The sequence below is a fragment of the Brevibacterium sp. NPDC056726 genome (genome assembly GCF_042790515.1).
GTDB classification, from domain to species: domain Bacteria; phylum Actinomycetota; class Actinomycetes; order Actinomycetales; family Brevibacteriaceae; genus Brevibacterium; species Brevibacterium sanguinis.
Genome location: NZ_JBHTYZ010000007.1, coordinates 145,726 through 159,058, shown reverse-complemented (window position 1 = coordinate 159,058; position 13,333 = coordinate 145,726). Strand labels below are relative to the sequence as shown.

Genomic DNA, 13,333 nt, shown 5'->3' with positions numbered 1-13,333 from the left:
CGGGTCGATCACTCGATCTGGCCGATGGGTTCGCGCTTCTCGGCCTGGAACTGGTCCTCGGCCCGTCCGCGCGCCCAGTACGCGGAGATCGACAGCGCCTCCCGGGGCACCTCCCGCGCTTTGAGGATCCGCCGGATCGCCTTGATCGTCTCCCGCTCACCGTGAGCGAAGACCTGCGGCGTCCCCGCCGCCCAGGGCAGGTCGCTCACCGCGGCGATGAGGTCCTCATCGGAGTCGACCCAGGTCACGGTCAGTCCTGCCGGGACCGCGGGGAGGAGGCGGTCGGCGGAGTGCGCGACGGCGAGGAGGACGTGGCCGGTCGCCTCGGCGCCCATCGCCTCGATCGCCGAGCTCACCGCGGGCAGCGCCGTGTGGTCGCCGATGAGCAGATGCCACGGCGATGCCGGATCGGGGCGGTAGGCTCCGCCGGCACCCATGAGGACGAGCGTGTCCCCGGGCTGCGCGGCCCTCGCCCACGGGCCCGCGATGCCCTCGTCGCCGTGGACGACGAAGTCGATCGTCACCCGCTTGGCCGCGACATCCATCTCCCGGACCGTGTACGTGCGGTTGCGGGGCAGGGTCTCCGGTGCCGTCTCCCGCAGGGCGGCGAGGTCGTAGGGAGGGGTGAGGCCGTGCGCGGGATCGGCGAACATGATCTTGACGTACTTGTCCGTCGAGTCGTTGTTCCTGATCGCGTCGAACCCCTCGCCGCCGGCGACGATCCGGACGAGGTGCGGGCTCACCGTCTCCGTGCTGATGACGGAGAGGATGGCCTGCGGGCGATCCGGGCGCTTCGTGCGGGCGGGGGCGGGAGTCGACATGCGGGGGCCTTTCGCTGGGGGTGGAGTTAGGTTCACCTTAGCAAACCTCGCCGAGGTGGTCGCCGGCATCGCCCCGCAGGCCGGCGAGTCGGTCAGGACACCTGATCGGCGAAGTCGTCGCGCACCCGCCGCAACCCGCGCAGGTCGAGATTGCGCAGCTGCTTCGGCGACTCGAGGATCTCGACCCCGGGCAGCGCCGAGGCCGGTCCGCTGCAGCCCATCGAGTTCTCCGGGTCGAGGAGGACGACCTGCTTGCCCTCTTCGCCGAGTCGCCGCAGCGCCTCGACGATCATCCGGCGGGCCACCTCGTTGATCGAGTACACCCGGCGCAGGTCGAGGGCGAAGACGTCGATGGCGTCGTCGGGGGAGGCGATCTCGCGCATGACGTTCTCCGCGCCGCTCCACTGGATGAGCCCCTGGAGGCTGACGATGCGGACCATGTCGCCCTTCGCATCGACGAAGCGCCGGTCGCGGCGGATGATCGAGCGGGCGGGCTCCGGTGCGTTCATGATGTGGAGGCCGAGGTCGGCCGACAGCGAGCGGAAGATCTTCGCTCCGCGCACGCTCGTGCCGTGCTTGTCGAGCTTCGGCGAATACGTCGCGATGCCCACCTGACCGGGCAGGACACCGAAGAGGCCGCCGGACACGCCGCTCTTGGCGGGCACCCCGACCTCGGTCATCCAGTCACCGGCGGCGTCGTACATGCCGCACGTCATCATCACTCCGAGCACCTGCCGGTTGACCCTGGGGGAGAGCACCCGTTCGCCGGTGATCGGGTTGACCCCGCCGCCGGCGAGGGTGGCGGCCATCATCGCGAGGTCCCGGACGCTGACGAGGACCGAGCACTGGTTGATGTAGCCCTGGACGACCTCGTCGGGATCGTCGGTGATGACGTCGTAGGACCGGAGCATGTTGGCGATCGCGATGTTGCGGTAGGCCTGCTGCCATTCCCCGGCGGCGATGTGCTCATCGACGCGCAGCTGCCGGCCGGCGAACCGGGAGAGTCCGGCGCGGACGATCTCCGTGCGCTCGGCCAGCGTCGCGTTCTCCCCGCCGAGGAGGGAGTGGATGGTGATGGCCCCGGCGTTGATCATCGGGTTGAGCGGTTTGCCCGAGGTCTTGTCGAGAGAGAGCTCGTTGAACGCCTCACCGGTGGGTTCGACGCCGACCTTGTCGAGGACGGCGGGGATGCCGAGGGCCTCGAGGGCGATGCCGTAGATGAAGGGCTTCGACATCGACTGGATCGAGAACTCGAAATCGGAGTCCCCGGAGTCGTAGAGGACGCCGTCGAGCGTCGAGATGCTGATCGCGAGCTTGTTCGGATCCGCGGCCGCGAGGTCGGGGATGTAGTCGGCCATCGCACCGCTGCGGTCGTGGCGATGACGCTCGAGCGTCTCATCGAGGAAGTCGGGAATGGGGGATCGCACAGCACCTCCTTCGGGGGCAGTGTCGGCTGTCGGCCGCACGAGCGCGGGCCGACTGCCATTCTCACATACGAGGCCGCCGGATCGGCCACCCGAGACACGCGATGCCCCGCACGGCTGCAGCCGTGCGGGGCATCGTCGGTGGTGCCGAGTCGGCTCAGCGCCGAGGGCTCTGCGGGTCCTCGGGGTCGCGGCGATCACGGAAGTCGACCGGGTTCTGCTCACCCGGACGCGGATCACCAGGCCGGGCGTCACCGGGGCGGACATCGCCGGTGCGCGGGTCACCGGGACGGGCGTCACCGGGGCGCTGGTCGTCGTGGCCGATCGCGCGGTCCGCAGCGTCGCGGGCGCTCTTGATCTTGTCGCTGTACTTGCCCTTCGTCAGCGAATCGGCGGCACCGGCAGCCTTGTCGAGGACCTGATCGCTGAACTTCTCCACCTTGGGGTTGTTGAGCTTCTCACGGACCTTGGGGTCGTTGGCGAGGTTCTTCGCCTTGTTGATGAACTTGTCGAATCCCATGGGACTGCCCTTCTTCACAGGTGTGCTTCACAGATGTGATGGTCGCCACCGATCCTAGTCCGCGAGGCTGAGTCGGTCCTGTGGGCCGCCTCCGCCCCGCCTCAACCCGACTTGTCCGCGGCAGGGCCGGTCGCGGCAGTGTAGGCGAGCGCTGCCTGCACCCGCGATTCGACGCCGAGCTTGACGAGCACTCGGGAGACGTGCGTCTTCACCGTGGCCTCGGTGATGCCGAGCTCATTGGCCAGGGCGCGATTGTTCCGGCCTGCGGCGATCCCCGCGAGGACCTCGCGCTCCCGGTCGGTGAGATCGTCGGGCAGCGCCGCGGCGGGTGCCGGATCCTCGGGAAGTGCCGAGAGCATGGTGACGACGCTCGCGGTGACCTCGGGAGAGAGCACGGTGTCCCCGGCGGCTGCGCGGTGCACGGCGCCGATGAGCTCCTCGGCCGAGGCGCTCTTGAGGAGGAAGCCCGCGGCCCCCGCGCGGAGGGCGGCGAGGATGACGTCGTCGAGTCCGAACGACGTGAGGATGAGAACCGTCGGGCCGCCCGGGGCCGACCGCAGCTGCCGGGTCGCTGCGACTCCGTCGAGGACGGGCATCCGCACATCCATGAGGACGATGTCCGGGCGCAGCGCTTCTGCCATGCTCACCGCCGTGCGCCCGTCCGCGGCCTCGCCGACCACGGAGATGCCGTCGGCGGTGTCGAGGAGCAGGCGGATGCCGGCGCGCACGGCTCCGTGATCGTCGACGATGAGGACGGTGGTCACTGCGGGGGTCCCTTCGGTTTCGGCGTCTCCGGCGCGACGTGCGACTCGGGTGCGGCCGTCCTGCCTCCCGGCAGGGTGAGTGTGGCGGTGAACGTGTCCGTCGTCCGGGTGAATGCGGCACCCCCGCCGAGGCGCTCGAGCCGGTGGGCGATGTTGTCGAGTCCGTGCCCCGCCCGGTCGGTCGCCCCCGCGGTGGGGGAGAGCGCGACCGGGTTGGACGCGGCGATCGCGCCCGCCTCGGTGACGGTGATCGTCAGCTCCGGTGCGCTGGCGTGCTTGACGACGTTGGAGATGAGTTCGGCGATGACCGGACGCAGCGCCGCCTCCTGCCGGTCGGGCAGCGCGGTGAGCGCCTCCGCCCCGGTGACGGTGACCCCGAGGCTCCTGGCCAGGGCGATCGCCTCGGCCGCTGACGCCGCGACGGGAGGATCGGCCTCGACGTCGGAGCGGAGGACATCGATCATGCGGCGCATCTCGCTCAGCGCCCGGTCGGCGGCGGCGTGGACGGTGGTGAGCACCTCGGTGCGGATCCTCTCATCGTGGGCGGCCAGCGCCGCCTGGGAATGGAGGGCGATCGCGGAGATGTGCCCGGCGACGAGGTCGTGGAGGTCCTCGGCGGCGGCAGTTCGCACCTTCTGCTCGGCGAGCCGGGCGCTCACCGCGGCGTTCTCGGCAGCCAGACGCGCCGCCTGCTCCTGAGCGTCCGCGCGGGCGCGCTCGGCCTCGGCCCGTTCGTGTTCGGCGGCGGCGGTGTTGCGGTGCTCGCGGACGCTGCTCGCCCACAGGGCCGGGAGGAAGAGGATGATGACGGCGAGCACCGAGAACTGGAACGACGTCGACAGATCGAATCCGGAGGCGAACGAGGCGACGCCCGCGACGATCGTCGAGACGCCTGCGAGGGTGAACACGACCGTCGACACGCGCGGGGATGCGTGTCCGACGAGGGCGAAGACGAGCTGGAACACGAGCCAGAGAGCGAAGTCGTGGCCGCCGGCGAGGACGTCGGCACCGAGGCCGATGAGGAAGCTCGTCGTCGAGATCGCCACCCGCGGGGCGTAGAGCGTGCCGATGAATCCGCAGGTGATGAGCACGGGCTGAGCGACCTGGTCGGGGACGACGTCGGTGTCGAACCACTGATTCTGGGGGCCGAGGACGATGAAGAGGACGCCGATCGCGCTGAGCACGAGCGCGGTGAGGAGATCCTCGAGGGTGAATGCGGGCAGGCCCGGCACGTTCAGGTGCCGTTTATCGGACATGATCCGAGTCTAGTGACGACACCGTCGGTGGGAATCATCCCAAAGTCGGATGTCGACGTGCGACTTCCTCCCGACGACGGGACTCCGCTCTCCGGCATAGCGTGGCGGCATGAACAGCACCGAGGCGACCCGGAGGACCAGCCGGGCACAGGCATCGACGGCGTCGGGCTTCTTCAGCGGACCCGCTGAACTCCTCGCCTTCGTCCTCCCCGTCGTCGCCGCGCAGCAGCTCGGGGCGAGCGGGGCCGAGACCGGAGCGCTCGTCGCCGTCCAGCTCCTCGTCTCGCTCCTCATCCGGCCCCTGGCCGGCAGGCTCGTCGACCGGTGCGGATCGCCGGGCAGCTCAGCGATGATCGCGGCGGCGGGCTCGGGCGTCGGGGTACTCTCCTTCCTCGTCTTCGCCGCCTCGACGACGTTGCCGCCGGCGTTCGCCGCTGCCGCACTCGGCGGCATCGCCGGTGCGCTCTTCTGGGTCGCAGTGCGCGCCCTCATCGCCGAGCGCGACGAGGGCAGCGGAGTCGGCGATGACCGCTTCGCCGTGCTCATGGAGAACGAGTCCTCCGGCGCCTGGATCGCGTTCATCATCGGCATCCCGCTCTTCCAGGTCGCCGGACCGCAGGCCGTCTTCCTGGCGTGCGCGGCCGCCTGCCTCGTCGCGGGGGTCCTGCTCGCGCGGATCGGGGCGCACAGTCCTGCACAGGGAGAGCCTCAGCAGAGCCCGACGTCCGACTCCGCGCATCTGCTGCGATCCCTGCGCGGCATCCTCGCGCTCGTCGTCGTCCTCGCCTTCGCCGAGGGCATCATCTCACTCCTCCTCATCCTCCACCTCGCCGTCGAGCTCGGGCTGGAGCTCGGAGAGATCGCTCTCGTCTACCTGCCGGGGGCGATCGTGCTCAGCATCGCCCCGCGTCCTCTCCACCGTCTCGTCCGCCGCATCGAGCCGCGGTGGATCCTCCTCCTCGGCCTCACGTGCTCCGCGGGGTTCGCCGCGGCGATGGTCACCCGCCCCGGCCCGGTCGCGCTCGCTGTGCTCTGGGTCCTCTCCGCCCTGTGCTTCTCGCTGCTCGAACCGCTGCTCGACAGGCTCATCGCCGTCGTCTCCGGCCACCGGGCGGGAGCCGGGTTCGGGTACGCCCAGAGCGCAGAGCTCATCGGGACCGCTGCCGGGACGCTCGCGGCCGGAGCGCTCTTCGGCGCCGGCGCCTGGCATGTCGCGACGATCGCCGCCGCGGTCGTCCTCGTCATCGCCGCGCTCACCGGGTGGCGGGGTCTGCGCCGCTTCCCCGCCGAAGCGGCACCACCACAGAGAGAAAGGGGCTGAGTCCAGCCATGAAGAGAACAGCAGCGACCCTGGCCATCCATGTCGGCATCTACGTGATCGCGCAGGTGATCTTCGCCCTAGTCGCCGCCAGCTGGCCGTGGGAGGTGATCACGGGCGGGACCTCGGTGACGACCCTGCTGAGCTGGAACGCCGGGGGAACGGACATGCAGAGGTGGATCGGCTCGATCTCTCGGATCTGGACGATCGTCGTCCTCATCGACATCCTCTGGTCCGGTTATCGGATGATCGTGCCGAAGTCACCCCAGTCCTCGACGGACTGACCTACTCGAGCATCACCCCGTTGCCGTGGACGCTCACCCGCATGCCGTCGTCGACGGCGTCGATGCCGGTGACCTCGAGGCCTTCGGGCATGTCGCCCAGATCGATGACGATGTCGGAGATCTCCGAGGTGAGGAACGACGGCATCGTCGAGAGGTCGACCTCGGCCGCACCGAGGGTGAGCGTCGTCGCCGAGACGAGGATCTGCCGCCCGTCGGGCTGCGCATCGATCCCGATGCGCACATCCTGTCCGAGCAGGGAACCGGTGAGGTAGAGCGTCCCGTCGGTCGTCGTGAACGTCATCCCGTCGGGCAGGGAGGCGTTCTGCCCGGCGAGCCGATCGATCGTCGACAGCGGTATCGTCGCCTCCCCGTCGACGGTGCCGATCGGCCGCGAGGAATCGGTGGGCACGTCGAAGAGGCTGAGGTCGACGTCGGTGACCTCGAGATCCTCGTACGTCGCCCGCGTCGCCGTGACGTCGACGGCGTCGAGCCTGCCCGCAGCCAACTGGTTGAGGATCGGGAAGCCCCGGACGTCGACCTGCGCGTCGCCGTAGTTCTCCAGCCCCTCGGCGATCCGGCGCTCGGTGGTGAAATCGACGATCCGGTCGGCGGCGATGACCCCGACGACGAGGGTGACGACGACGATGATCGCGGAGACGATGAGGGGACGGCGGCGGGACCGGCGGCTCGGATGGGCTCGGGTTGCTCCAGTCGTCATGACGCTCATTCTCCCATTGTCCCTGCCCAGGATGCGTGCGACCTGGCTGTCGGATGTGCCGGTCCGACAATCGCCTGCTCTGTCGGCCGGGGACGCACCCCGCCTAGGATGGGGCCATGGACTCGACTCGCACGCAGAACATCAGGACGCTCTCCGGTCGCCTCAACTCGTTCCACTCGTCGATCTACTTCTCCGAGGTCGTCGGCGCCTCGTTCGCCGAACTCGGCCTCGAACCCGGGATCCCGGCGAACATGGCCGCCCGCTCGGCGCCGATGGGCCGCGTCAACGCCGGCGTCGTCGCCGGCACCTTCTACAACTACTCACCGTCGTTCATCGCGACGATCATCCCGCGGATCTGGGACACCGTCTCCCCGGACGTCATGGTCTCCGCGCGCTTCGACGCCGTGTCCCTCTACCTCGACGGACTCTTCGGCGACCGTGACGACATCGCCCTCCTCACCGAGGCGGCCGTCCAGCTCACGGAGACGCTCACCCCCGTGCGCGAGGCGATGGACTTCACCGGGCGCTCCCTGGCCGGCTCGACCGCCGACGCCGTCGCCGCCCACTCCCCGGCCACGGCCTTCGAGGCCCTCTGGGATCTCGCCACCGTGGCGCGCGAGTTCCGCGGCGACGGGCACGTCGCGTCCCTCGTCACCGCCGGAGTCGCCGGCATCGACGCCCTCATGCTCGACGTCGCCACCGGCGCGTCGTTCAAGCCGCGGGCCGCGCAGAAGACCCGCGGCTACACCGATGAGGAATGGCAGAGAGCCCAGGACGGACTCGCCGAGGCGGGGCTGATCACCGTGGGCACCGACGACCGCGGGTATCCGCTGCCGCAGATCACCGACGCGGGACGTCAGCTCAAGGAGGAGGTCGAGATCCTCACCGACGGCACCGTGGCCGCCGCCTGGTCGGTGCTCAGCGACGAGCAGATCGCCTCGCTCATCGCCCCGAGCCGCACGCTCGTCAAGGTGCTCGTCCAGTCGGGGGCGTTCCCGTCCGCCGTCTTCGCGCAGCCGGAGAGGAAGTCGAGCTAGTTCGGCGTCGCGTCGGCGGGGGTCTCAGCAGCGTCGCCCGCCGGCTGCTCCGCGTCCGCGGAGTACCGGGCGACCACCTCGGCGGCGATGCGCTTGGCATCATCCGAGGTCGGCCCCTCCGCGGAGAACACGGCCCGGCGGTAGTACTCGAGTTCGACGATCGAATCCCGGATGTCGCCGAGGGCGCGATGACCGCCGAGCTTCGCCGGTGCCTGGTAGTAGGCGCGGGGGAACCACTGCTTGGACAGCTCCTTGATCGAGGAGACGTCGATGATGCGGTAGTGGAGGTAGGCGACGAGGTCGGGCATCTGCTTGTTGAGGAACACCTTGTCGGTGCCCACCGAGTTCCCGCCCAGCGGGGCCTTGCCGGCCTCCTTGACGTGCGTCTTCACATAGTCGAGGACCTGGGTCTGCGCCTCGGCGACGGTCGTGCCGGCGTCGAGTTCGGTGATCAGCCCGGAATCGGTGTGCATCTTCGTGACGAAGTCGTTCATGTTCGCCCGGGCCGCCGCCGAGGGCCGGATGACGATGTCGATGCCCTCATCGAGCGGTCGGAGCTCGAAGTCGGTGACGATCGCGGCGATCTCGATGAGTTCGTCACGCGCCTCGTCGAGGCCGGTCATTTCGCAGTCGATCCACACAATTCTGTCGTTGCTCACGCTGCCAGCTTAACGGTGTGCGGGTCGGGACAAGTCGAGTGGGCCTGTGTGTCCGCTGACACACGCTGAGTGCATCCGCAGAACAGCGCGGCCGTCGGTGACCTAAACTTGTACTGACCTCTGCCCGGACAGGGTGGGAGGAATCGTGCCGACTCGAGGAGAAGGTTTTTCGCGTGCGTTACACACTTGCTGTGATTCTCATGGTGGTGGGTGTCGTTGTCTCAGGGCTCGGGCTGCTCCAGAAGACCCTGTGGGCACCCTCCGACACGATCACCGCCACGACGCAGATCGACGGGTCGGCCCCGGCCGTCATCGTCGATCCGGGCATGCTCAACCTCTACGACACGCCCGCGACGCTGACCGCACAGGGCACCGGTGATCTCACGATCGCGCAGGCCCCGATCGAGAGCATCGACGCCTGGGTCGGCGATTCCCCGGCCGCCCGGATCACCGGCCTCGCCGCAGAGAACGGTCTCACCGTGGAGCCGAAGGAGGGCGAGGCGGAGCTGCCGAACCCGGTCGGCTCCGACCTCTGGGAGGCCGAAGTCACCGGCACCGACACCGTGAGCCTCGACTGGGACTCCGACGCCAACCGCACCGGGTTCCTCATCGCCGGTTCCGGCGCCCCCGGCGACGTCACCTCGGTGTCCCTGTCCTGGCCCAACCGCGCCGACACCCCCTGGGCGATTCCGCTGATGATCGCAGGCGGTGCGATCTTCGTCATCGGTCTCATCCTCCTCTTCCTCGGCCGCCGCACCGCGAAGCGCGAAGCCAACCGCCGTCAGGCCCGGCAGGACCGCCGGCGCAAGCTCGCCGAATACGGCACCGCCTTCGCCATCGTCCCGGTCCTCGCGCTCAGCGCCTGCGGCCCCGCCGAGCTGCCGACCCCCGAAGCCTCACCGGCCCCGACGACCCCGATGGCCGGGGTGAGCAGCGGCCAGGCCGAGCGCATCCTCGGCGCCGTCGCCGCCGACATCTCCGCCGCGGACAAGGAGACCGACGCGAAGAAGCTCGAGGCCCGCGCCACCGGGCCCGCACTCGAACAGCGCACCGCCCTCTACACGGTCAAGGACAAGGTCAAGGACCAGACGATGCCGCCGGCGATCGCCGCCGAGGACATCGTCGTCAACTTCACCTCAGCGACCGACACGTGGCCGCGGATGACGAGCCTCATCACGTCGGCCGGGGACCAGACGCAGCTGCTCGTCCTCACCCAGGACGACGCCCGGGCCGACTACAAGCTGTGGTCGCAGACCGTGCTCGTCCCCGGCACCGAGCTGCCGGAGATCGCCGACGCCCGCCAGGGCTCGCAGCCGCTCGACGCGAGCGCGGAGGGCTTCGCGATGACCCCGCAGGCCGCCGTCGCCGACTACGCGAAGGCCCTCGGCGCCGGCGCCTCGTCGAAGGAGGCGAAGCTCTATGAGCCCGACGACTTCTCGAAGTCGATCTGGGCGAACCAGGACGAGCAGAAGAAGAGCGCGGAAGAGGGCCAGGCCAGCGTCAAGTACACGTACGAGCCCGGCCAGCAGATCGTCGCCCAGGAGACGGCGGGCGATTCCGCGGTCGTCACCGGCGTCATCACCGCCGAATCGACGATCACCCCGCAGTCGACGGGCGGCCGCACGGGCACGCTGACCCTGAGCACCCCGCAGAAGGAGCTCACCGGGGAGAGCAGCACGCAGCAGCCGGTGACGACGACGACGTACCAGGTGCTCACCTTCCTCGTGCCGCAGGACGGCAAGCCCCGCCTCATCGGCGGCCTCGAAACCCTCAGCGGAGCCAAGCTCGGCTGACGCACCCAGCAAAGGAGATCCCGTGTCTTTCGATCCGAACCAGGGTCCCGGCCCGCAGTCGGGCAGCGCCCCTCAGCAGGGGCTCGACCTCTCCGCGGTCCGCACGAAGAACATGCCCGTCGACGAGGCGGGTGCGCCGGCCGCGGATCCCACCGCGGTGCCGCTGCCCTCGCTCGTCCTCGACGTCGACGAAGCGGTCTTCAACGACATCGTCGCGCTCTCCGAGCGCGTGCCCGTCGTCATCGACCTCGCCTCGAGTGCCAGTGACGCGAGCCGTGAGGTCTCCGCCGTCCTCGCGCGCCTCATCCCGTCCTACGGCGGCAGGCTCGTGCTCGCGAAGGTCGACGTCGACCAGAACCCGCGGGTCGCCCAGGCCTTCGGCGTCCAGTCGACCCCGACCGTCGTCGCGATCATCAAGGGCCAGCCGGTGCCGCTGTTCCAGAGCACGCTGCCCGAACCGCAGATCGCGGCCTACTTCGACGAGCTCCTCACCCTCGCCGCGGAGAACGGCGTGAGCGGTCACGCGGTCGTCGGGGGAGCCGAACCCGAACCGGCCGGCCCCAAGCATCCCGAGGCCGAGGAGGCCCTGGCCAACGGGGACTTCGACACCGCCGAATCCCTCTTCAAGGCGGCACTGGCCGCCTCACCGGCCGATGACGAGGCGAAGTTCGGCCTCGCCCGCGCCGGCCTCGGCCGCCGCCTCATCGACGCCGACCCCGAAGAGCTCATCGCCGCCGCCGACGCCGACCCCGCAGATGTCGAGGCCGCGAAGGCCGCCGCCGACGCCGAGGTCGTCAGCGGCAACCCGGCCGGGGCGTTCGACCGCCTGATCTCGCTCATCCGCACGTCCACGGGACCGGAGAAGGAGGCGCTGCGCCTGCGCGTGCTCGACCTCTTCGAGATCGTCGGACCCGATGACCCGGCCGTCGCCAAAGCACGCACCAAACTGATGAGGGCATTGTTCTGAACCAGATAGTCCGCCTCACCACCGCCATCCTGTTCACGATCACCGGCGTGATCCTGACCGTGCTGGTGGCCTCCGCCATGTCCGTCGTCGGCACCGACGAAGTCACCGAGACCCCGGCCTTCGAGGTCTCCGACGGGTCGTACGCCGTCGTCCTCGACGAGGCGATCGTGCCGTTCTCCGGCACGAACGTCACCATCGAGGCGACGAACGCCGACGGCAAGGAGCTCTTCCTCGGCACCGCGAACGGCGTCGACACCGCGAGCTACCTCGACGGGGTCTCCCAGGTCCAGATCAGCGACGTCGACTTCCCCAACGAGGCGACCCATCGCTCGATCCCCGGAGACCCGGCGCCCGCCGCGGACATCGCCGGCAGGGACTGGTGGACATCGGTGGAGACCGGGGCGACCGTGTCGAAGACCTTCGACCTCGATGCCGACCCGCAGGTCCTCGTCATCGCGCCGGCGACGGCGGGGGAGAACCTCGACGGGACGACCGTGCAGCTGAAGATGCGCGTGGCCGGTGTGCTCGCGCTCAGCCTCATCGGCCTCGCCGCCGCGATCATCGCCTTCGGCTTCGCCGCGTACTTCTTCCTCCGCTGGTGGAACGGGCGGATCCGTCCGCGCAAGCAGTCCGGCAAGCTCAAGGAGCGCCGCCCCAGCACCGAGGCGCCCCGCCGGAAGTCCCGGAAGTCCGCCTCGGCGACCGGGAAGGAGTCCGCGGACACCGCGCCGACCGGCAACGGGGACCCGGCCGGGAGTCCGACCGCGGAGCCGGCGAAAGCTGCGGCCCCGCCTCGGCGCCGGAACATGCGAGTGCGCGCGGCCGCCGGCATCACGCTGGCCTCAGGACTGGCACTGTCCGGCTGCGGTGCGCTGCCCATCGCCCAGCCCGACACCCCGCAGGTCACCCCCTATGAGCGCACCGCTGTGCGCCCGGGGGAGGCCGGGGAGTTCATGACCTCGTACACGGAGTCGCTCGACAAGATCCTCGCCGACAAGGGCGAGGGACTCGAAGCGATCCAGGGCGCCCCGCTCATCGACCGGACCCGTGCGCAGATCCAGATCGCGGACAAGACGAAGCAGAACCTGCGCGCCCCGAACTTCACCGAGGTCGTCGCCGGCGGACCCGCCTTCACCGACTATCCGATGTGGTTCTACGCCCTCGGTACGACGGGCGGAGACGAGAAGCTCACGCAGGTGCAGCTGGCCACCCGGGAATCCGCCTCGGTGCAGCCGCTCGTGCGCACCGCGGTCTTCATCCCCGCCGACCAGGCCCCGACCCTGCTCGCCGACGGCAGCGGAGCGGTCGAGCCTGCCCCGCAGGCGTTCACCGAGGAGATGGCGACCTCAGCCGACCAGATCTCGACGTTCCTCAAGGACGGCAAGGTCGACGGCGGCATCGTCTCCGGACTCGACCAGGGCGGCTTCAAGTCCTTCCAGGACTACGTCGGCGGCCTGCGCAACGAGGACTCCGGCTTCGACGACGTCACCGTCGAATGCACCCCGTACCAGGACTTCGACTTCGGGTCGATGACGCTGACGACGGAGAACGGGGCGCTCGGCATGGGCGAGATCCGCTGCACCCTGACGATCAAGGTGCCCGAGGACTACTCGGTCGACCTCGGTGACACGATCGAGGCCGTGAAGACGAACGACAAGGACGGCAACACCGTCAAGGTCGACACCGCCCAGCCCTACGTCCTGCTCAAGGACGGGGAGACGATCACGGCACTCAACACCGACTGGGACATCCTCTCCTCACGGATCGAGTGA

Annotated in this window: 13 protein-coding genes; 6 read left to right on the top strand and 7 right to left on the bottom strand. The window is 69.7% G+C overall.

Features of this window, described 5'->3' with window-relative positions; all coding sequences use genetic code 11:
• Positions 1–8 precede the first annotated feature (8 nt).
• From ACFQ91_RS15655 to ACFQ91_RS15635, 5 genes are all read right to left on the bottom strand, one after another.
• Positions 9–821 (bottom strand): siderophore-interacting protein, encoded by an 813-nt coding sequence (locus ACFQ91_RS15655; protein ID WP_376871496.1) that lies wholly within the window; start codon positions 819–821, stop codon positions 9–11.
• Between the two features lie 92 nt (positions 822–913).
• A complete protein-coding gene (locus ACFQ91_RS15650) occupies positions 914–2,248 on the bottom strand; it encodes a glutaminase (protein ID WP_376871493.1) in 1,335 nt (444 codons plus the stop codon).
• Positions 2,249–2,402: 154 nt separating this feature from the next.
• Positions 2,403–2,765 carry an antitoxin gene (locus ACFQ91_RS15645; protein WP_198499250.1) on the bottom strand — a complete coding sequence of 121 codons (363 nt, stop codon included), beginning with the start codon at positions 2,763–2,765 and terminating at the stop codon, positions 2,403–2,405.
• A 101-nt stretch (positions 2,766–2,866) separates the two neighbouring features.
• The gene (locus tag ACFQ91_RS15640) at positions 2,867–3,529 is read right to left on the bottom strand and encodes a response regulator (protein ID WP_376871490.1); all 663 of its coding nucleotides are present in this window, start codon (positions 3,527–3,529) and stop codon (positions 2,867–2,869) included.
• Entirely contained in the window at positions 3,526–4,785 is a 1,260-nt protein-coding gene (locus tag ACFQ91_RS15635; protein ID WP_198499248.1) for a sensor histidine kinase, read from the bottom strand. The genes ACFQ91_RS15640 and ACFQ91_RS15635 overlap by 4 nt, the downstream gene beginning before the upstream one ends.
• 109 nt (positions 4,786–4,894) lie before the next feature.
• Between ACFQ91_RS15635 and ACFQ91_RS15630 the strand changes: the two genes are divergently transcribed.
• Together ACFQ91_RS15630 and ACFQ91_RS15625 are read left to right on the top strand one after the other, a co-directional pair.
• Positions 4,895–6,106: an MFS transporter gene (locus tag ACFQ91_RS15630; protein ID WP_198499247.1), complete on the top strand. Its 1,212-nt coding sequence runs from the start codon at positions 4,895–4,897 to the stop codon at positions 6,104–6,106.
• Positions 6,107–6,114: 8 nt separating this feature from the next.
• Entirely contained in the window at positions 6,115–6,387 is a 273-nt protein-coding gene (locus ACFQ91_RS15625) for a hypothetical protein (protein ID WP_198499246.1), read from the top strand.
• A gap of 1 nt (position 6,388) precedes the next feature.
• On the opposite strand, the gene ACFQ91_RS15620 is transcribed toward ACFQ91_RS15625, so the two are convergent.
• A complete protein-coding gene (locus ACFQ91_RS15620) occupies positions 6,389–7,105 on the bottom strand; it encodes a DUF2993 domain-containing protein (RefSeq protein ID WP_198499245.1) in 717 nt (238 codons plus the stop codon).
• Positions 7,106–7,221: 116 nt separating this feature from the next.
• Between ACFQ91_RS15620 and ACFQ91_RS15615 the strand changes: the two genes are divergently transcribed.
• Positions 7,222–8,142 carry a hypothetical protein gene (locus ACFQ91_RS15615; RefSeq protein ID WP_198499244.1) on the top strand — a complete coding sequence of 307 codons (921 nt, stop codon included), beginning with the start codon at positions 7,222–7,224 and terminating at the stop codon, positions 8,140–8,142.
• Here ACFQ91_RS15615 and orn read toward each other — a convergent pair.
• The gene (orn, locus tag ACFQ91_RS15610; RefSeq protein WP_232623916.1) at positions 8,139–8,765 is read right to left on the bottom strand and encodes an oligoribonuclease; all 627 of its coding nucleotides are present in this window, start codon (positions 8,763–8,765) and stop codon (positions 8,139–8,141) included. The two genes, ACFQ91_RS15615 and orn, sit on opposite strands and share 4 nt — an antisense overlap.
• A 236-nt stretch (positions 8,766–9,001) precedes the next feature.
• Here orn and ACFQ91_RS15605 point away from each other — a divergent pair, with 236 nt between their 5' ends.
• From ACFQ91_RS15605 to ACFQ91_RS15595, 3 genes are read left to right on the top strand one after another with little or no spacing between them, the layout of a single operon-like run.
• Entirely contained in the window at positions 9,002–10,594 is a 1,593-nt protein-coding gene (locus ACFQ91_RS15605; protein WP_198501008.1) for a hypothetical protein, read from the top strand.
• A 22-nt stretch (positions 10,595–10,616) separates the two neighbouring features.
• On the top strand, positions 10,617–11,561 hold the full coding sequence (locus tag ACFQ91_RS15600) for a tetratricopeptide repeat protein (RefSeq protein ID WP_232623645.1): 945 nt from the start codon (positions 10,617–10,619) through the stop codon (positions 11,559–11,561).
• A gap of 47 nt (positions 11,562–11,608) precedes the next feature.
• Positions 11,609–13,333 (top strand): hypothetical protein, encoded by a 1,725-nt coding sequence (locus ACFQ91_RS15595; protein ID WP_232623644.1) that lies wholly within the window; start codon positions 11,609–11,611, stop codon positions 13,331–13,333.

Coding starts and splice junctions, on each gene's coding strand:
- ACFQ91_RS15605 (WP_198501008.1), top strand. CDS start 9,002: ATGGTGGTGGGTGTCGTTGTCTCAGGGCTCGGGCTGCTCCAGAAGACC.
- ACFQ91_RS15625 (WP_198499246.1), top strand. CDS start 6,115: ATGAAGAGAACAGCAGCGACCCTGGCCATCCATGTCGGCATCTACGTG.
- ACFQ91_RS15620 (WP_198499245.1), bottom strand. CDS start 7,105: ATGACGACTGGAGCAACCCGAGCCCATCCGAGCCGCCGGTCCCGCCGC.
- ACFQ91_RS15635 (WP_198499248.1), bottom strand. CDS start 4,785: ATGTCCGATAAACGGCACCTGAACGTGCCGGGCCTGCCCGCATTCACC.
- ACFQ91_RS15615 (WP_198499244.1), top strand. CDS start 7,222: ATGGACTCGACTCGCACGCAGAACATCAGGACGCTCTCCGGTCGCCTC.
- ACFQ91_RS15630 (WP_198499247.1), top strand. CDS start 4,895: ATGAACAGCACCGAGGCGACCCGGAGGACCAGCCGGGCACAGGCATCG.
- orn (WP_232623916.1), bottom strand. CDS start 8,765: ATGACCGGCCTCGACGAGGCGCGTGACGAACTCATCGAGATCGCCGCG.
- ACFQ91_RS15655 (WP_376871496.1), bottom strand. CDS start 821: ATGTCGACTCCCGCCCCCGCCCGCACGAAGCGCCCGGATCGCCCGCAG.
- ACFQ91_RS15645 (WP_198499250.1), bottom strand. CDS start 2,765: ATGGGATTCGACAAGTTCATCAACAAGGCGAAGAACCTCGCCAACGAC.